The organism is Pseudomonas sp. F2 (assembly GCF_057174385.1).
This window is the reverse complement of record NZ_CM169904.1, coordinates 1334460-1352728: the sequence shown is the minus strand read 5'-3', so window position 1 is coordinate 1352728 and position 18269 is coordinate 1334460. Positions and strand designations below refer to the sequence as shown.

The window sequence follows — 18269 nt, the reverse complement described above, 5'->3', positions numbered from 1 at the left end:
GGCAATGGTCAAAGCCATCAAAGTGGCTGACTGGTTTGGCCATGTTTCAAAGGATGTGTTGCCTTGACCGGCCCTATCGCTGGCAAGCCAGCTCCCACAGGGTTAGCGCAAACTCTGTGGGAGCTGGCTTGCCAGCGATGGCGGTGGGCCAGGCGACAGATGCTCTGAATCAGACCGCTTCGTTAAGGATCAACGTACGGTAATGCCCAGGATTGGACCCCGACCACTTGCGAAACGCCTTGTAGAACGAACTCGCATCGGCAAACCCCAGCCGCGTGGCGATCTCGACGAAGCTGATCGACGGCTCCGCCAGCCAACTGATCGCCAATTCCTTGCGCACGCTGTCCTTGAGACCCTGATAGGTCTGCCCTTCCTCGGACAAACGCCGGCGCAGGGTCGAGGCGGACATGCACAGTTGCTGCGCCAGCGCCTCGGTCTCCGGCCATTGTTCGGCGGGCAACTGCCGCAGGTCCTGCTTGATCCGGCTGGCAAGGCTCTCAGGATCGCGGTACTTCACCAGAATGTTCGCCGGCGCATGGGCCAGAAAGCGTTTCAATTCTTCGGCCGTGCGCTTGATCGGCAGATCAAGGCAGTCAGCGGCGAAAATCATCCGTGTACGCGGACGTTCGAAACGCAGGTTTTCCGAGAACATCACCCGATAGTCGTCGCAGAAATCCGGCTCGGCGCAGCGCAATTCGATCGCCAGAATCGGAATCCGCCGCCCCGCCAGCCAGCAGGCCACGCCGTGGACGATCATCCAATAGGTGAAATAGGTGAACGCGCGGCGCGGTTGCGGGTCGTCTTCGAGCAGGACGATTTCCGCCAGGCTCTGCTGATGCACCAGTTGCGCGGGCATTTTTTCCAGCATCAGCGAGAGAAAACTCAAGCCCATGTTCAGGCCGGCGGCCAGCGTCGATTGCGCCATGGCGCTGCGGCAGAGGAATTCGAGGCTGCCGGACCTGAGCCGGCGCGGATCCATGCCAAAGAACTCGTCATCGCCGCGCCGGGCCAGCAGACGCCAGAGCCTGGCGTATTGCGAGGCGGGCACCCTGCCCTGTTCGCTGTGCAGCAGGGCCGGCGCAATCCCGACCTTGTTCAAGACTTCATCCGTGGCCACGCCCGGGGCACAACTTTGCAGCAGCGCTTCACGCACCAGCTGCACGGCAATGGTGTCTTTTTCCGACATGGAGCGAGGCAGACCTTGTGGTTTTCGGGTGACGGGCATCTTACCCCAGTCATCCGATTCACCGAAAACCCTGTAGGAGCTGCCGAAGGCTGCGATCTTTTGACTTTGATTTTTAAAAACAAGATCAAAAGATCGCAGCCTGCGGCAGCTCCTACAGGGGGGCTGTGCGGGGGACGAAAAACATGCCGTTCAGCGAATGTTCAGGTAAATGTCAACCATCCCCATTTGGGAATGAGTGTCATTATGTTACAACTTAGCCACCTATCTAAATCACTCGTGGTTGCCTGAATGCTCGTTCCCTTTCTGATCATGCTGCGCGAAGGCATTGAAGCCGCGCTGATCGTTGGCATCATCGCCAGCTACCTGCAACAGACCGGTCGTGGCAAATGGATGCCGGCGGTGTGGATCGGCGTCTTCCTCGCCGCTGCGCTGGCGTTGCTGGTCGGCGGCGGCCTGGAACTGGTCAGTGCCGAATTCCCGCAGAAACAGCAGGAATTGTTCGAAGGCATTGTCGGACTGGTCGCGGTGGGCATCCTCAGTTCGATGGTGTTCTGGATGCGCAAGGTCGCACGTTCGATCAAGCATTCATTACAAGCCTCGCTGGATCACGCCCTGACCTCGTCAAAGCATCAAGTAATCGCACTGATCGCCATGGTGTTTTTCGCCGTGGCTCGCGAAGGGCTGGAAACCGTGTTCTTTCTGCTCGCGGTATTCCAGCAGAGCGAGGGGCCTGGGGCACCGATCGGTGCCCTGCTCGGCCTGGTGCTGGCAATCGTCGTCGGTTTCCTGATCTACAGCGGCAGCATGCGCCTGAACCTGTCAGCGTTCTTCAAGTGGACCGGGTTGTTCATTCTGGTGGTCGCCGCCGGAATCCTCGCCAACTCAGTGCAAGCCCTGCATGAAGCCGGTGTGTGGAATCACCTGCAAAGCGTGCTGTTCGATCTCAGCGCGACGCTGCCGATAGACGGCCCGCTGGGTTCGGTGCTGGCCGGCATGTTCGGTTATCAGGATGCGCCGACCGTCAGCACCCTCGGTGCGTACCTGATCTATCTGGTGCTGGCGCTGGTGCTGTTCTTCTACCCCGCCGCGCCGGCCTCAAGCGCAGACACAGCCGGCAAATCGTCTTCCGTTTCCAGCCAATAAGGGCACCCATGTCAACGCCTAATACTCCTCAGGCCTCGCCTCCCCGCGCCTTGCGCTGGGCGGTGGCCGGTTCGGTGGTCGTGATGATCGCCGCCGGTGGCCTGTTCTACTACGCCTCGAAAATGGCTGCGGCCAAGCGTCAGCACAACCATGATGAAGTCGTGGTCAACATCAACGCGCACAGCTGTGACCCGAACGAGCTGACGGTGCCCGCCGGCCGCGCCAGTTTCCGCATCGTCAACCGTTCCGAACGGGCGGTGGAATGGGAAATTCTCGACGGCGTGCTGGTGATCGAAGAGCGCGAGAACATTGCTCCGGGCCTGAGCCAGGTGATCAACGCCAACCTGCAACCCGGCGACTACGCGATCACGTGCGGTCTGCTGAGCAATCCGCGTGGCGTGTTGCACGTAACGCCGACCGCCGCCTCCGACGCTGCCGCCAAGGCCAAACCGTCGATGGTCGCTTTCGTCGGGCCTTTGTCGGAGTTCCGCGTGTATCTGGCGACTCAGGGCAGCGCGCTGATCAAAGCCGTGACCGCGCTGAATCAGGCAATTACCAGCGGCGACCTGGCTCAGGCACAAGCGCTGTACCTGCCGGCGCGTGGGGCTTACCAGCGTCTGGCCCCTGCCGCGCAACGGCTGGCGGAGCTGGACAACAGCATCAACGCTCGCGCCGATTACTTCGAAAAACGTGAGCAGGATCCGGCCTTCGTCGGCTTCCACCGGGTCGAATATGCGCTGTTCCAGCAACGCAGCCCCGACGGCTTGAACCCGGTCGCCGAGCGCCTGCTGTCCGATGTCACCACGCTCAAACAGCAACTGCTGGCCCAATCGCTGCCGCCGGAACAGCTGGTGAGCATCGTGGTGCGCAACCTCAACACCCTGGCCGACGTGCGCGCCGCCAGCGGTGAAGAGGAACGCTACAGCCACGCCGATCTCAATGGCTTCGCCAGCAACCTGGAAACCGCACACAAAGTGGTCGAGCTGCTGCGGCCGATGCTGAGCAAGTCGGCGCCGGAGCTGCTGCCGAAAATCGACGCGGCGCTGAGTGATTTCGACAGCGTACTGAACAGCTTCAAGGCCAAGGACGGCTACGCCACTTACGACACGGTCAGTGGCGCACAACGCAAACAGATCGCCGACAAGGCTCAGGCCCTGGCTGACGCTCTGGATGGCATCGACCCCGCCCTCGGCCTCTCCGGCCTGTAAGCAGAAGACGAATACCGATGAAAGAATTGCAAAACCTCGATGTGCAACGTCGCCGCCTGCTGATGGGCATGGGTGTCGCCGGTGTCGCCCTGGCCGGATCGGCCCTGAGCTGCCCGGCGATGGCTGCAGCCCCGGCGCAAGTTACCGAAGCGCCCAGCAGCGACAAGACCGAAGACCGCCACGAGTTCCACGGCGTGCACCAGACCGGCATCGTCACCCCGCGCCCGGCGTCCGGCATGCTGGTTTCGTTCGACGTACTGGCCAGCGATCGCCAAGATCTTGAGCGGCTGTTCCGCACCCTCAACGAGCGCATCGCGTTCCTGATGAAGGGCGGCCCGGTGGCACAGGTCGATCCGAAACTGCCACCGCCGGATTCCGGCATCCTTGGCCCGATCGTGACCCCGGACAACCTGACCATCACCGTCTCGGTCGGCGAATCGCTGTTCGACGAGCGCTTCGGTCTGGCCGGTGCCAAACCGAAGCGCCTGCAACGCATGGTCGGCTTCCCCAACGATGCGCTTGAGGCCGAGTGCTGCCACGGCGACTTGAGCCTGCAGTTCTGCTCGAACACCGCCGACACCAACATTCACGCCCTGCGCGACATCGTCAAGAACCTGCCTGACCTGCTGCTGGTGCGCTGGAAACAGGAAGGCAGCGTGCCGCCGCAAGCCCCGGTCAAACCGGGTGTGCCGGCGCAATCGGCGCGTAACTTCCTCGGTTTCCGTGACGGCTCGGCCAACCCCGACTCCAACGACGCCAAGGCGATGGATCAGATTGTCTGGGTGCAACCGGGCAGCGATGAACCGGCCTGGGCGGCGCACGGCAGCTATCAAGCGGTGCGGATCATCCGTAACTTCGTCGAGCGCTGGGACCGGACGCCGTTGCAGGAACAGGAAAGCATCATCGGTCGGGTCAAGACCACGGGCGCGCCGATGGGCGCCCACCATGAGACCGAGGTCCCGGACTACAGCAAAGACCCGCAAGGCAAGCTGACCAAGCTCGACGCGCACATTCGCCTGGCCAACCCGCGCACCGCCGCGAGCCAGGCCAACCTGATCCTGCGCCGCCCCTTCAACTACTCCAACGGCGTGAACAAGAACGGCCAGCTCGACATGGGCCTGCTGTTCATCTGCTACCAAGCCGACCTGGAAAAAGGCTTCATCACCGTGCAGACCCGGCTCAACGGCGAGCCGCTTGAGGAATACCTCAAACCGGTCGGCGGCGGTTACTTCTTCACCCTTCCGGGTGTCACCGGCGACAAGGACTTCATCGGTCGCTCGCTGCTTGACGCCACCCAACCCAAAACAGCTGCCTAACCACAAAAAAACCTCGGAGCCGCTCCATGAAAAAGTCGCCACTCGCGTTATTGCTGACCCTCGGTTTACTCAACACCCCGTTGTCGGCGTTCGCCGCAACAGCGCCGCTGGATCTGGTCGGCCCGGTGTCGGACTACAAGATCTACGTCACCGAGCAACTGGATGAATTGGGCAGCCACACCAAGCAGTTCACCGATGCGGTGAAGAAAGGCGATCTGGCCACCGCGCAAAAGCTCTACGCGCCGACTCGCGTTTACTACGAGTCGATCGAGCCGATTGCCGAGCTGTTCAGCGACCTCGATGCGTCCATCGACTCGCGCGTCGACGACCACGAAAAAGGCGTGAAGGCTGAAGATTTCACCGGTTTCCATCGCCTCGAATATTCGCTGTTCTCGGAGAAGAGCACCGAAGGCCTGACGGCACTGGCTGACAAGCTGGACAGCGACGTCAAAGACCTGCAGACCCGCGTCGCCGGCCTGACCTTCCCGCCGGAGAAAGTCGTCGGCGGTGCGGCCGCGCTGTTGGAAGAAGTTGCCGCGACCAAGATCTCCGGTGAAGAAGACCGCTACAGCCACACCGACCTGTACGATTTCCAGGGCAACATCGACGGCGCTAAGAAGATCGTCGACCTGTTCCGTCCGCAGATCGAAAAGCAGGACAAGGCTTTCGTTGCCAAAGTCGACAAGAACTTCGCCACCGTGGACAAAATCCTCGCCAAGTACAAGACCAAGGACGGTGGTTTCGAGACGTATGACAAGGTGAAGGACAACGACCGCAAGGCCCTGGTTGGCCCGGTCAATACGTTGGCGGAAGACCTGTCTACGTTGCGTGGCAAGTTGGGTCTTAACTGACGGATCTGAGTCGCCAGTAAAAAGATCGCAGCCTTCGGCAGCTCCTACAGGGTGTTCACATACCCAATGTAGGAGCTGCCGGAGGCTGCGATCTTTTGCTTTTAACGGTTACAAAATCCGGTACAGCAACCGCTCAATCCGCACCCGGCTCACCCGCTTGAGAAACTTCGCCACTCCCGCCGGATACTCCGGCAGAGTCTCAAGGTTCTGGAAGCTGGCAATCCGCGTGGTGTTGCGGAAGATCTCTGCCTGCTCCTTCGCTCGTGGCTCAAGCCACTCGCCTTGCGGATCATCGATCAGCAGCGCGTTTTCCAGGTCGAGACGAAACGCCCGCGGGTTGAGGTTGTTGCCGGTCAGCAGCGTATAGCGCTGGTCGATCCACATGCCCTTAAGGTGATAGCTGTTGTCGCCGTCACGCCACAGGTGCAGGTTCAACTGACCGCTGTCGATGTTGCGCTGATGACGCTTGGCGAAGCGGCGCAGGCTGATTTCGTACAGGTACGGCAGCGCCGCAATCACCTTGAACGGCTCGCTCGGCGGAATGTAGAAATCGTTGGCGGTTTTGTCGCCGACCACGATGTCGATCTTCACCCCACGGGTCAGCGCGCGGTTGATCTCGCGGATGATCGGCAGCGGCAGATTGAAATACGGGGTGCAGATCGTCAGCTGCTGTTGCGCACTGGCGATCAGCTCGACAATCACCCGGTTCAACGGGTTGTTCTTGCCCACGCCGAGCAACGGACTCACCGACAGGCCGCTATGCGCGGTACTGCCGGCACTGGTGTCGTACGCCGCATATTTGAGACGGCTGCGCAGGTCGCCGATGTCGTTGCGCAGGCTGCGGGTAGTTGGCAGGTTCGGCAGGTCGAGGCGATGCACAGCTTTGGATTCGATCAGACCGTGCTTGACCAGATGGTGCATCGAGTCTGCCAGTTCGCGGCTGTGCAGTACGTGGTAGCGGTCGAAACGGTACTTGTCGAACTTGTGCAGGTAGACGTTGTTCAGGCTCGCACCGCTGTAAACCACGCAGTCATCGATCACGAAGCCTTTCAAGTGCAGGACGCCAAACAGTTCGCGGGTCTGCACCGGGACGCCGTAAACCGGCACTTCACTCTGATGCGTGCGGGTCATTTCCTGATACCACGCCGAGTTGCCCGGCTGTTTGCCGGCACCGATCAACCCGCGCTGGGCGCGCAGCCAGTCGACCACCACGACAATTTCCAGCTCCGGGCGCTTGAGCTTGGCGGCGTGCAAGGCATCGAGGATTTCCTGACCGGCCTCGTCGTGCTGCAGATACAGCGCAACGATGTAGATGCGCCGGGTCGCCTCGGCGATTTTCTCCAGCAGGCAACGACGGAACTCGGCGGCGCCGGACAGAATCGTCACGGCCTCGGCAGTCAGCGGAAAGCTGCGCAGTTTGGGCAGCAAAGAGCGTTTGAAAAGCAACGGCATAGGGCTCGCAATGGGTCGAATCCGAAGAACCCGAGAGCTTACACCATCAACCGGTTCGGGTCTTGTGAGTGTCTGTAAAGAGATCAAAAGATCGCAGCCTTCGGCAGCTCCAACAGGGATCAGTGTAGGAGCTGCCGAAGGCTGCGATCTTTTGATCTTAAAAATAGCTTGCGAAAGGAGAACGATCGTTCTACTGTTCGCCACATGAACGAAATCAATGACACCTCGACCCGCGACATCATTCTGGATGTCACCGAAAAGTTGATCTACAAAAGTGGCATTGCGGCCACCGGCATGGATCTTCTGGTGAAAACCGCCGGCGTCTCCAGAAAAAGCATCTACCGCTACTTCGCCAACAAGGAGGAGCTGACCGTCGCCGCCCTGCAACGCCGCGACGTGCGCTGGATGCACTGGTACCGTAGCGCTGTCGATCAGGCCGAAACCCCGGCCGACCGCCTGCTGAACCTGTTTACCGTGCTCAAAAGCTGGTTCGCCTCGGAAGGCTTCCGCGGCTGCGCCTTCATCAATACCAGTGGCGAGACCGGTGACCCCGAAGATCCGGTGCGCCAGGTCGCCAAAGACCACAAACAGAAGCTGCTCGACTACCTGTGCGAGCTGTGTACCGAACATGGCGTCGAAGATCCGCAACGTCTGGCCAGGCAGTTGCTGATCCTGATTGACGGCGCCATTACCGTAGCGCTTGTGATGGGTGATCACAGTGCCGCTGATAATGCGCAATGCATGGCGCGTAAGTTATTGGACCTGTAACGCCTTAAATAAGCCTGAACCGTTGTTTAATCGTTTATTAGATCGGGAGACTGACAATGTCGACTGCTGCCCAAGTGCGTCCGCCTTTACCGCCGTTCAACCATGAATCGGCCATCGAAAAAGTTCGACTGGCCGAAGATGGCTGGAACTCCCGCGACCCCGAGAAGGTGTCGCTGGCCTACACACTCGACACGAAATGGCGCAACCGCGCCGAGTTCGCCAACAACCGTGAAGAAGCCAAGGCGTTCCTGACCCGTAAGTGGGCCAAGGAACTCGATTATCGCCTGATCAAGGAACTCTGGGCCTATTCGGATACGCGGATTGCCGTGCGCTACGCCTATGAATGGCGCGACGATTCGGGCAACTGGTTCCGTTCCTACGGCAATGAAAACTGGGAGTTCGATGAGCACGGCCTGATGTTCCAGCGCTATGCCTGCATCAACGACATGCCGATCAAGGAAAGCGAACGCAAGTTCCATTGGCCGCTGGGTCGGCGTCCGGATGATCATCCGGGGCTCTCCGATCTCGGTCTCTGAGTTCATGTAGATCGAAAATGTGGGAGCGAGCTTGCTCGCGAAGGCGTCGTGTCAGTCAATACTCAAGTAACTGACAAACCGCTTTCGCGAGCAAGCTCGCTCCTACACTGGTCTTGTAGTGGTCAGGCGACGGCGGCAGTCTTTTCAGCCTCCAGTTCCCGCACCAACGGCAACACACGCTTGCCGAAATACTCCACCTCCTCCTGAAAGTGCAGAAACCCCGCCAACACCAGATCCACCCCCACCGCTTTCAGCGCCACAATCCGCTCGGCAATCTGCTGTGGCGTGCCGATCAGGTTGGTCTTGAAGCCATCGTTGTATTGCACCAGATCCTCGAACGTCGATTTCGCCCAGTTGCCCTCACCTTCCGGCGACGCCTTGCCCGCCTGCTTCGCCGCGTCACCGAAAGCATTCACCGCTTCCGGGTCGGCCTGGTCGATGATCTGCGCCAGTACAGCGCGGGCCTCTTCTTCGGTGTCGCGGGCGATGACAAAAGCGTTGACGCCGATTTTCACCGAATGATTGTTTGCCGCCGCTTTGGCCCGGATGTCATCGACCTGCGCCTTGATCCCTTCGACGCTGTTGCCGTTGGTGAAATACCAGTCCGAAACCCGCGCCGCCATGTCCCTTGCCGCACGGGAACTGCCACCCTGGAAGATTTCCGGGCGGCCCAGCGGTTTCGGTTTGAGGGTGTAATTGTCGAAACGGTAGAAGTCGCCGCGAAAAGTGAAGTTGTCCTGGCTCCAGATCCCGCGCAGCGAGCGGATGAATTCCTCGGAACGCCGGTAGCGCTCGTCGTGTTCCAGCCAATGTTCGCCGATGGCCTGGAATTCGCCCTTGAACCAACCGCTGACGATATTGACCGCAATCCGGCCGTTGGTGAGTTGATCGATGGTCGCCAGTTGCTTGGCTGCCAGCGCCGGTTGCCAAGGCCCCGGCAGAATCGCCGCGATCACCTTGAGCCTGGTGGTAGCTGCCAGCAGCGCATGACTGAACGCCACCGATTCATGCTGGAACTCGGCACCGTAACCGGCGGTAAAGCGGATCTGCGTCAGGGCATACTCGAACCCCGCCGCTTCGGCGAGTTGCGCCAGTTTGCGGTTGTAGTCGATGCCCCAGTCGGTGCGCTGCTCGATCTTGCTGACCACCAGGCCGCCACTGACGTTCGGCACCCAGTAGGCGAATTTCACGGCTTGCTTGCTCATTGGCGTGTCCTCGGGATATTTGCGGAGATGTGGGGGATAGAGCAGCAAGCGTGCCAGGGTTGAAATGCCCGGTTTTGTTGGGCTTGGGGCTGATGGTGTTGCATTCTTGGAGGGTAATTTGTCGTCGAGGTGTTGGGTAGGCAACAGTTGAATAGCCTTTGCCTGTGCAGGCCGCGTCGCTGGCAAGCCAGCTCCCACAGGTTTTCGGTCTGTTCTCAACATTTGTGATCGCTGAAGATCCCTGTGGGAGCTGGCTTGCCAGCGATGCGGCCATACGGGTCGCCGCAACAGTTGGATACAGGTAACATGTCAGCCCTTCCCCGCAGCCCTTCTGCGCCCTGCCGAATAAGCCGATTCCATGCCTTTCGAACTCAGCGTTGACCTCACCACCCTGGCCATCCTGGCTTTCGTCGCTTTCATTGCCGGTTTCATCGACGCCATCGCTGGCGGCGGTGGTCTGCTGACCACGCCCGCGCTGCTGACGGCCGGCCTGCCGCCACACCTGGTGTTAGGCACCAACAAACTCAGTTCGACTTTCGGCTCGGCCACCGCCAGCTTCACCTTCTACCGGCGCAAACTGTTCCACCCCCGGCAATGGATGCACGCGATCGTCGGTACCCTGGTCGGGGCGTTGACCGGCGCGATTGTTGCCCATTACCTGCCAGCGGAATGGCTGAACAAGATGCTGCCGGTGATCGTCTTCGCCTGCGGCCTGTATCTGTTGTTCGGCGGAACGCCAAAAGCGCCGCTGGACAGCGACGCACCCATCAAGAAGAAATGGCAATCGAGCCAAGGCTTCAGCCTCGGTTTCTACGACGGCGTGGCCGGCCCCGGCACGGGCGCGTTCTGGACCGTCAGCAGCCTGCTGCTCTACCCCATCGACCTGGTCAAGGCCAGCGGTGTAGCGCGCAGCATGAACTTCGTCAGCAACATTGCGGCGCTGTCGGTGTTCATGTTCTCCGGGCAGGTGGACTGGATCATCGGCCTGAGCATGGGCCTGTCGGTGATGGTCGGCGCATTCTTCGGGGCGCGCACCGCGATCAGCGGCGGCGCCAAGTTCATTCGTCCGGTGTTCATCACCGTGGTGCTGGGGCTTACTGTGCGCCTAGCCTGGCAGCACTGGTTCAGCGTGGCCTAAACGGCGCGCCACGTAGACGTCGATCAGGTAACGGGCAATCGATTTTGACGCCGGCAACGGCGGCAGATCGTGCACGTTGAACCACTGGGCGTCTTCGATTTCGTCTTCCTGGCAAACGATCTCGCCACCGGCATATTCGGCATGGAAGCCCAGCATCATCGAGTGCGGGAACGGCCAGCACTGACTGCCCATGTACTGGATGTTCTTCACCTCGATGCTGACTTCCTCGCGCACCTCGCGAATCAGACAATCCTCGGCCGATTCGCCCGGCTCGGCAAACCCGGCCAGCGTGCTGTAGACCCCGGTGACGAAACGCGGTGAGCGCGCCAGCAGGATCTCGTCACCGCGGGTGACCAGCACGATCATGCTCGGTGAAATGCGCGGGTAACTGCGCAATTCACACGGCTGGCAATACATGGCCCGCTCCCGTGGCACCTGGGTCATGGCCTGACCGCAATTGCCGCAAAAGCGATGTTCGCGCGCCCAGGTGCCGATCTGCGCGGCATAACCCAACACCTTGTAGACGGTGTGATCGCCATCGAGCATGAACGCCCGCAGCCCCTTCCAGATGCAGCCCGGCACTTCGCTGTGACTGTGCAGCTCCAGCAGATACACCGGCTCGCCATCAAGATGGCCGATGCCATGCTCGGCGAGGATCGACAAGTCCTGACGCTTGAGCCATTCCCGGGGGAACAGCGCGCCGTTGTCATCGAACAGAAAGCCTTCGGGGCTGCGCGCCACGGCCCAGCCGCCGGGTTGATCGGTGTCCAGTACTGCAGTGGTCCAGCGAGCTGTCATGGTTTCTCAATCCAGAAATTCAGGTTTCTGTTTACTCATATGGGCGGCCATGGCCACGCGCAAGTCGGTGGATTGCAACATGGCGGCGTTCCAGGTGGCAACGTATTCGAGACCGTCGTCAATGCGGTGGTCACGCATGTAGCTGATCATTTCCTTGGTGCCGGTGACCGCGATGGGCGATTTGCGGGCGATCTCGCGAGCAATGTCCATCACGCCTTCGAGCAGCAGTTCCTTGTCACTGTACACGCGATTGACCAGGCCAATGCTGCGCGCTTCCTCGGCGCCAAAGGTGCGACCGGTATAAGCCAGTTCACGCAGCATGCCGTCGCCGATGATCCGTGGCAACCGTTGCAAAGTGCCAACATCGGCGGCCATGCCGATATCGATTTCCTTGATCGAGAACTGCGCATCTTCCGCAGCGTAACGCATGTCGCAGGCGGCGATCAGGTCGATGGCACCACCGAGGCAATAGCCTTGAATCGCCGCCAGCACCGGTTTGCGGCAATTATCGACGGCGTTGAACGAGGCTTGCAGGGTCAGGATCTTGCGCCGCAGCAGACGCGCGTTACGGCCAACGTCCTTGCCCAGTTCATTGGCGACGCCAGCGAGCATCATCAGGTCGATGCCGGAGGAAAAGTGTTTGCCGTTGCCGCTGAGCACCACCACTCGCACTTCGTCGGTGTCATCGATCCACTGGAAAATCTCGACGATCTCGCTCCAGAACGCGGCGTTCATCGAGTTGATCTTTTCCGGACGATTGATCTGCACGTGCGCGATGTTGTCGGCCAGTTCGACGCTGAAGGCGGTGTATTGAGTCATGGCAGTGATCCTTTACCGGGCAGAAAATGAGGCCCGAACTATAACAAGGCATCACGATGGCGGTTCGGCCAAATGCGGGACTGACTTCAACAAAGAATTTTGCCGCGCTCCAGTCCGTGTAGGAGCTGCCGAAGGCTGCGATCTTTTGACTTTGAAGATCATGCGGCAGCTCCTACAAGGCTTTGTATCGATGCAAAAATGTGGGAGCCAGCCTGCTGGCGATGAGGCCGCCCCGATCTAACCGCCCTTCACCGCCACATACGCCGCCGTCTCATAAGGCACCGTCAGCACATGCCGCCCACGCAACGCCGGCTCCGAGGCAATCAGCGCGCGAATCTGCTCATCGACCTTGTCCCGCTGCGCCTGCGGCAACGCGGCAATGAAACTGGTGGAGCGCACCCGATTGAAAATCACGTCCTCCGGCGAGCCGGTATGTCCATGGTGGAACTGCTGCAAGTGCAACGGCCCGAACGCCGGATGCGGAAACACTTGACGCCATTGGCCGGTGTAGTAACGCGGCGTGTCCCCTTCCAGCGCGTTAACGATGGCATCGAGTTTCGGCACCCAACTGACTTGCGTGTCGCGCAGGTTCCAGATCAGGCCAAGCTTGCCGCCGGGCTTGAGCACCCGGGCGATTTCGCTCAAGGCCTCGGGCGTGGCGAACCAGTGAAACGCCTGCGCGCAGACCACTGCATCCACCGACGCATCCGGCAGTGGCAGATCGGTCGCCGTACCGCTCACCGCCAGTACCTGCGGCCAGGCGGCGGAAAGTTTTTCCAGCATCTGCGCCACCGGCTCCACGGCGATTACCTGTGCGTCAGTCGCCACCAGCCGGCCGGTGAACTTGCCGGTACCGGCACCCAGATCGATGACCGTCTTGTGACTGTCCAGACCCAAGGTCTGGGTCAACCACTGGCTGACCTGCGGCGGGTAGTCCGGGCGCCCCTTGATGTAGGTGTCGGCAGCGGTCTTGTAGCCGGCAGCAGCAGAGTGATGGACCTGATCGTTCATGGCAGTTCCTCGTATGGCAGCGCGGTGGCATCGTCAGGCGCTGGATGGACGGCTGGCGTTCCTGAGCATAACGCCACAATTTGCGCTTACCTTGAACAGAGCCTGACAAAACAATGAATAAAATGCCGTGCTGTGGTGTTCAAAGTGAAACATAACCCTCTGTGGAGCCTTGCCCATGACTATCCGTTCCGTTATGTTCGCCGCCCCGTTGCTGCTGGTGACCGCGTTGTCTGCATCGATGGCGTTTGCCAACGGTGATGAAAGTGCGCCCGTGCAGAAACCCAATTGCCCCAAAGGCCAGGTCTGGGACAGCCAATCGCAGAAATGCGTGATGCAGACCAGCCGCGCCGTGCCGGATGCCGACCGTACCGATTACGCCTACAGGCTGGCCAAGGACGGTCGATACGAAGAAGCCCTGGCCCTGCTCGACACCCTCAAACAACCGAACACTGCCAAAGCCCTCAACTATCGCGGTTACGCCACGCGAAAACTCGGGCGTACCGATGAAGGCATCGGCTATTACCTGCAATCGGTGAAACTCGATCCGCAGTACGCGCAAGTGCGTGAATACCTCGGCGAAGCCTATGTAATCAAGGGCCGCGTCGACCTGGCGCAGGAACAGTTGCAGCAGATCAAATCGATTTGCGGAACCTCTTGCGAGGAATACCAGGACCTGGCTGAAGCCATCAACGATTCATCGAAAACCTGAAACAGATAAAGGAACGCCACCATCGTCAGCGATCAGGCATTCGGAGCAGAACTCGGACAGCATCTGGCGCGACTGTGGCGCTACGGCCTGCTGCTTTCGCGCAATCGGCACGTGGCCGAGGATCTGGTGCAGGCTACGTGCGTGCGGGCACTGGAACGTGCCGGGCAATATGTGGCCGGCACGCGCATGGATCGCTGGTTGCTGAGCATCCTGCATTCGATCTGGCTCAATGAAGTGCGCGCCCGCCGGGTGCGTCAGGGTGCGGGCCAGGTCGATGCCGACGGGCAACTGGCCTTCGACGGCGAATATGCCGCGCAGACTCACGTGATGGCGGCGCAGGTGATTCGCCGGGTCGATGCGTTGCCGGAAACCCAGCGCGAAACCGTGTACCTGGCTTACGTCGAAGGCCTGTCCTACCGCGAAGTCGCCGAGATCCTGCAAGTGCCGATCGGTACGGTGATGAGTCGTCTGGCCACCGCGCGGCTGAAACTGGCCGAATACCCGCCGCTGCAAGCCGTGCCGAAAACCACCGGAGGTGACCGCCCATGAACAAGCCCTCCGACGAACAACTGGTGGCCTACCTTGATGATGAGCTGGACCCGGCGTATCGCAAGCAGCTCGACAGCGCAATTGCCGACGACCCGTTGCTCAGCCTGCGCGTGCAATGGTTCGAGCGCAGCAGTCTGCCGTACAAGGATGCCTATGACGAACTGGCGCAACAGGCGCCGCTGGAGCGTTTGCAGGCGCGCCTCGATGCCATCCCCGCTCCCCAGCGGCCGGGCTTGAGTCGACGCTGGTTTATCGGTGCGGCTGCCGCGAGTCTGCTGGCGGGCGGCGTATTGGCCGATCGCCTGTTTCTCGCCTGGCAGTCACGGCAGGCGCATAACTGGCGCGCCTTGGTGGGCGACTATATGGCGCTGTATGTGCCGCAGACGCTTGATCATTTGCCGGGCGACGAAGCCAGCCAGCGCGTGCAACTGCGTGCGGTGGATGCACGATTGGGGCTGAGTCTGTCGCCGGCACTGGTGAGGTTGCCGGGCGCGGAACTCAAACGTGCACAAATGCTCGAGTACGACGGCGTACCGATTGCGCAACTGACCTATCTGGACGCCCGGCATGGGCCGCTGGCCTTGTGCGTGACCCGCTCCAATAGCGGCAGCCGGCCACTGGCGCACGAACGGCGCCATGAAATGAACGTGGTGTACTGGACCGAAGGCGAGCATGCGTGGATGTTGATCGGGCGCAACCCGGCGCCGGAACTGGAAGATCTGGCCAGGCGCCTGATCGAACGGTTGAGCGCATGAGTGCCGCTGCCATTATGCTGAGCGCGTGATTATCCAAGGAGGAACCACCGATGCAGATTTCACCCCGCAGCGCCCTGCTGGTCATTGACGTGCAGAACGACTTCACCCCGGGCGGCCAGTTGGCCGTACCCGAGGGCGATCTGATCGTGCCGCTGATCAATCGCCTCAGCGGCCTGTTCAAACAAGTGATCATTGCCCAGGACTGGCACCCGAGCGGCCACGCCTCGTTTGCCTCGAGTCACCCCGGGCGCAAGCCTTACGATGTGATCCAGTTGCCCTACGGCGAGCAGGTCCTCTGGCCGGATCACTGCGTGCAAGGCACCGTCGGCGCCCAATTTCACTGCGAGCTGAAGCTGCCCCACGCGCAACTGATCATCCGCAAGGGCTGCAACCCGGACATCGACAGCTATTCGGCGTTTGTCGAGGCGGACCGGCGCACCACCACCGGTCTGGCCGGATACCTGAAAGAACGCGGTATCGACACGGTGTACATGGTCGGTCTGGCGCTGGATTTCTGTGTGATGTTCTCAGCGCTGGACGCGCGGGCGGCGGGGTTCAATACGTTTGTGGTGCTGGATGCCTGTCGCGCGATTGATATGGAGGGCTCACTGGCGACGGCCATGGAGCGGATGCAGACGGCTGGCGTTGGCCTGATCCAGTCAAACCAACTCATCTGACCCTGTAGGAGCTGCGGCACGCTGCGATCTTTTGATTCTGATTTCAAGAACAAGATCAAAAGATCGCAGCCTCGTTTCACTCGACAGCTCCTACAGTGGGTTGATGCTCAGCTTGCAGTGGGCAACCACAGCCTGAACCGCGCCCCACCCAGCGGCGAACTTTCCACCGTCAGCGTTCCGCCCTGCGCCTCCAGCGCCCGGCGGCTGATGGCCAGGCCCAGACCAAAACCACCGGTAGCGCGGTCGCGGCTGCGATCCAGGCGATAGAACGGTTCGAAAATCCGCTCGCGCTCGTCATCCGGGATACCAATCCCATCATCGTCGACCCAGATCCCGCAGCCATCAGGGCTGACCTGCACGCCAATCTGGATACGCTTCTCGCAATAGCGCATGGCATTGCGCAGCAGGTTCTGGATCGCTCGGGCGGTCAGACGCGGATCCAGCGAAAAGCGTTCGAGCTGACCATGCAGCAGCACATCAATGACGATGTCCGGTGATTCCAGCTCTTCATCGACGCTGCCCAGAATGCTGTCGATGAACTCATCCAGCGAAACCTCAACCTGTTCCGGTAATTGCGCCGGATTCTGCAGGCGGCTGTAAGACAACAGTTCCAGCACCAACTCATCCAGTTCACGAATGTGCGCCACCAGCCCTTGCAGGCGCTCGCGACTGGTCGCCGGCAAATCATCGGACAGCGCCAGGGCCAGACCGAAATCCAGACGGGTCAGCGGCGTGCGCAATTCGTGAGACACCGCATTGAGCAGGTCGCGCTGCTGGTTGAGCAAATCCTCGATATCGCCGGCCATGGTGTCGAAAACATTGGCCAGGCTGCCGATGTTGGAGCTGGCGGGAATCTGCGTACGCTCGCTCAGGTGGCCTTTACCGAAGCGCTCGGCGGCACCCTTGAGACGCTCCAGATCACGCCAGTGCGGGCGAATCCACAACAGCAGGCAGGCGAGCATGGTCGCGCCGATCAGCACGTTGATGCTCCAGTACAACAGATTGACGTCCAGCGGATCCGGCGGCACCACCATTTGCACCGCGACATCATCGTTCAGCGGCGTGACCGCCAAGGTGCGCCAGCCCCAATCGCCTATACGCACCACGTTTTCCCCACGGCGCAAACGCGCCTGCTCGGGGGCGGTGAAACCGGCGTCGTCGATGCGCGCCAGAACGATGTGCAGCGGCTGAAAGTCCTTGTCCATCGACTGCGCCAGCGCCGGCCATTGATCCTGCGGCACCGCGTGAAACTGGCGGGTAATCAGCGATTGCAGGCCCCGCGAATAGTCGAGGTTATAAGTGATAAAGCGCTCGCGGAACGCCATGATCACCAGATCCGGCACCAGATAGATTGCCGCGCTGTAGGAGACGATCGTCACCAGATACAGGCGAAACAGGATTCTGAACATCAGCTCAGCATTCCCATTCGGAACGGCTGAACAGATACCCCTTGCCCCACACGGTCTTGATCTTGCGCGCCTCGCCGGCGTGGTCGTCGAATTTGCGCCGCAGCTTGGAAATCGCCACGTCCACCGAACGATCGGTGCCGTTGAACTCGATGCCGCGCAGGCGTTGCAGAATCTGATCGCGGCTCAGCACTTCACCGGCATGCCGGGCCAGCACCACCAGCAAATTGTATTCGCCGCTGGACAGCTCCACCGGTTGATCGCGCCAGGAAACCGTGCGTTCGGACAGGTCGATGCACAGATTGCCCATGACGATCCGGTCATTGACCGTCATCGGCTCACCAAGGCTGCTGCGTCGCAGCAAAGTACGCACCCGAGCCAGCAGAACCCGTGGCTCGCAGGGCTTGGTGACGTAATCGTCGGCGCCCATTTCCAGGCCCAGCACCTGATCGTGGCTGTCGTCGCGGGCGGTCAGCATCAGGATCGGCAGCGTCGCCGAATCGGCCCGCAGCAAACGGCAGACTTGCAGGCCGTCAAGCCCCGGCAGCATCAGGTCGAGAATGACCAGATCCGGCGGATTGATCCGTGCCCGTTCACGCACATGGTCGCCACGACCGATCACGCTGACGGAATAGCCGTTGCGCTCCAGGTAGCTGGAAATCAGTTCGGCGAGGGCGGTGTCGTCTTCGACCAGGAGGATGTTGGGCATGGGGGTGTTCCAGATATTGCTGTGGTGGATGTC

19 protein-coding genes are annotated in these 18269 nt (G+C 60.7%); 11 read left to right on the top strand and 8 right to left on the bottom strand.

From position 1 onward, the window contains the following. Positions 1-169 precede the first annotated feature (169 nt). The gene (locus tag AC193Q_RS05880; RefSeq protein ID WP_182401056.1) at positions 170-1186 is read right to left on the bottom strand and encodes an AraC family transcriptional regulator; all 1017 of its coding nucleotides are present in this window, start codon (positions 1184-1186) and stop codon (positions 170-172) included. Between the two features lie 288 nt (positions 1187-1474). Here AC193Q_RS05880 and efeU point away from each other — a divergent pair, with 288 nt between their 5' ends. Genes efeU through efeO (AC193Q_RS05860) form a run of 4 tightly spaced genes read left to right on the top strand, consistent with a single transcriptional unit; the run spans position 1475 to position 5704 of the window. Further along, positions 1475-2329 (top strand): iron uptake transporter permease EfeU, encoded by an 855-nt coding sequence (gene efeU / locus AC193Q_RS05875; protein WP_483879292.1) that lies wholly within the window; start codon positions 1475-1477, stop codon positions 2327-2329. Between the two features lie 8 nt (positions 2330-2337). Then, on the top strand, positions 2338-3537 hold the full coding sequence (gene efeO, locus AC193Q_RS05870; protein WP_483879291.1) for an iron uptake system protein EfeO: 1200 nt from the start codon (positions 2338-2340) through the stop codon (positions 3535-3537). A gap of 17 nt (positions 3538-3554) precedes the next feature. Beyond that, positions 3555-4853, top strand: coding sequence for an iron uptake transporter deferrochelatase/peroxidase subunit (gene efeB, locus AC193Q_RS05865; RefSeq protein ID WP_483879290.1), 1299 nt, complete (start codon positions 3555-3557; stop codon positions 4851-4853). 26 nt (positions 4854-4879) lie between these two features. Then, entirely contained in the window at positions 4880-5704 is an 825-nt protein-coding gene (efeO, locus tag AC193Q_RS05860; RefSeq protein ID WP_041063755.1) for an iron uptake system protein EfeO, read from the top strand. Positions 5705-5812: 108 nt separating this feature from the next. Here the strand turns inward: efeO (AC193Q_RS05860) and pssA are convergent, their stop codons facing one another. After that, positions 5813-7156, bottom strand: coding sequence for a CDP-diacylglycerol--serine O-phosphatidyltransferase (gene pssA, locus AC193Q_RS05855; protein WP_483879289.1), 1344 nt, complete (start codon positions 7154-7156; stop codon positions 5813-5815). A gap of 204 nt (positions 7157-7360) precedes the next feature. Here pssA and AC193Q_RS05850 point away from each other — a divergent pair, with 204 nt between their 5' ends. Further along, positions 7361-7924: a TetR/AcrR family transcriptional regulator gene (locus tag AC193Q_RS05850; protein ID WP_041063753.1), complete on the top strand. Its 564-nt coding sequence runs from the start codon at positions 7361-7363 to the stop codon at positions 7922-7924. Between the two features lie 56 nt (positions 7925-7980). Beyond that, the gene (locus AC193Q_RS05845) at positions 7981-8460 is read left to right on the top strand and encodes a nuclear transport factor 2 family protein (protein WP_047294316.1); all 480 of its coding nucleotides are present in this window, start codon (positions 7981-7983) and stop codon (positions 8458-8460) included. A gap of 122 nt (positions 8461-8582) precedes the next feature. On the opposite strand, the gene sfnG is transcribed toward AC193Q_RS05845, so the two are convergent. Next, entirely contained in the window at positions 8583-9665 is a 1083-nt protein-coding gene (sfnG, locus tag AC193Q_RS05840) for a dimethylsulfone monooxygenase SfnG (RefSeq protein WP_483879288.1), read from the bottom strand. A gap of 358 nt (positions 9666-10023) precedes the next feature. Between sfnG and AC193Q_RS05835 the strand changes: the two genes are divergently transcribed. Continuing rightward, positions 10024-10803, top strand: coding sequence for a TSUP family transporter (locus tag AC193Q_RS05835; protein ID WP_047294312.1), 780 nt, complete (start codon positions 10024-10026; stop codon positions 10801-10803). On the opposite strand, the gene nudC is transcribed toward AC193Q_RS05835, so the two are convergent. From nudC to AC193Q_RS05820, 3 genes are all read right to left on the bottom strand, one after another. Further along, positions 10771-11601, bottom strand: a complete 831-nt coding sequence (gene nudC / locus AC193Q_RS05830) for an NAD(+) diphosphatase (protein WP_483879287.1) — start codon at positions 11599-11601, stop codon at positions 10771-10773. The genes AC193Q_RS05835 and nudC overlap by 33 nt on opposite strands. Before the next feature lie 6 nt (positions 11602-11607). Beyond that, positions 11608-12420 carry a crotonase/enoyl-CoA hydratase family protein gene (locus AC193Q_RS05825; protein WP_047294311.1) on the bottom strand — a complete coding sequence of 271 codons (813 nt, stop codon included), beginning with the start codon at positions 12418-12420 and terminating at the stop codon, positions 11608-11610. A 237-nt stretch (positions 12421-12657) separates the two neighbouring features. Continuing rightward, positions 12658-13431 (bottom strand): class I SAM-dependent methyltransferase, encoded by a 774-nt coding sequence (locus AC193Q_RS05820; protein WP_095666616.1) that lies wholly within the window; start codon positions 13429-13431, stop codon positions 12658-12660. A gap of 175 nt (positions 13432-13606) precedes the next feature. Between AC193Q_RS05820 and AC193Q_RS05815 the strand changes: the two genes are divergently transcribed. The 4 genes from AC193Q_RS05815 to pncA all read left to right on the top strand — a co-directional run bounded on the left by AC193Q_RS05815 (position 13607) and on the right by pncA (position 16121). Next, positions 13607-14140: a tetratricopeptide repeat protein gene (locus AC193Q_RS05815; RefSeq protein ID WP_047294307.1), complete on the top strand. Its 534-nt coding sequence runs from the start codon at positions 13607-13609 to the stop codon at positions 14138-14140. A 111-nt stretch (positions 14141-14251) separates the two neighbouring features. Continuing rightward, positions 14252-14689 carry a sigma-70 family RNA polymerase sigma factor gene (locus AC193Q_RS05810; protein WP_483879286.1) on the top strand — a complete coding sequence of 146 codons (438 nt, stop codon included), beginning with the start codon at positions 14252-14254 and terminating at the stop codon, positions 14687-14689. Continuing rightward, on the top strand, positions 14686-15444 hold the full coding sequence (locus AC193Q_RS05805; protein WP_476284524.1) for an anti-sigma factor family protein: 759 nt from the start codon (positions 14686-14688) through the stop codon (positions 15442-15444). The genes AC193Q_RS05810 and AC193Q_RS05805 overlap by 4 nt, the downstream gene beginning before the upstream one ends. Positions 15445-15494: 50 nt before the next feature. Continuing rightward, positions 15495-16121: a bifunctional nicotinamidase/pyrazinamidase gene (gene pncA, locus AC193Q_RS05800; protein ID WP_121185359.1), complete on the top strand. Its 627-nt coding sequence runs from the start codon at positions 15495-15497 to the stop codon at positions 16119-16121. Positions 16122-16228: 107 nt separating this feature from the next. Here the strand turns inward: pncA and AC193Q_RS05795 are convergent, their stop codons facing one another. Both AC193Q_RS05795 and AC193Q_RS05790 read right to left on the bottom strand, forming a co-directional pair. Continuing rightward, positions 16229-17530, bottom strand: coding sequence for an ATP-binding protein (locus AC193Q_RS05795; protein ID WP_121185357.1), 1302 nt, complete (start codon positions 17528-17530; stop codon positions 16229-16231). 4 nt (positions 17531-17534) lie between these two features. Continuing rightward, positions 17535-18236, bottom strand: a complete 702-nt coding sequence (locus AC193Q_RS05790; protein ID WP_007963407.1) for a response regulator — start codon at positions 18234-18236, stop codon at positions 17535-17537. Positions 18237-18269 lie beyond the last annotated feature (33 nt).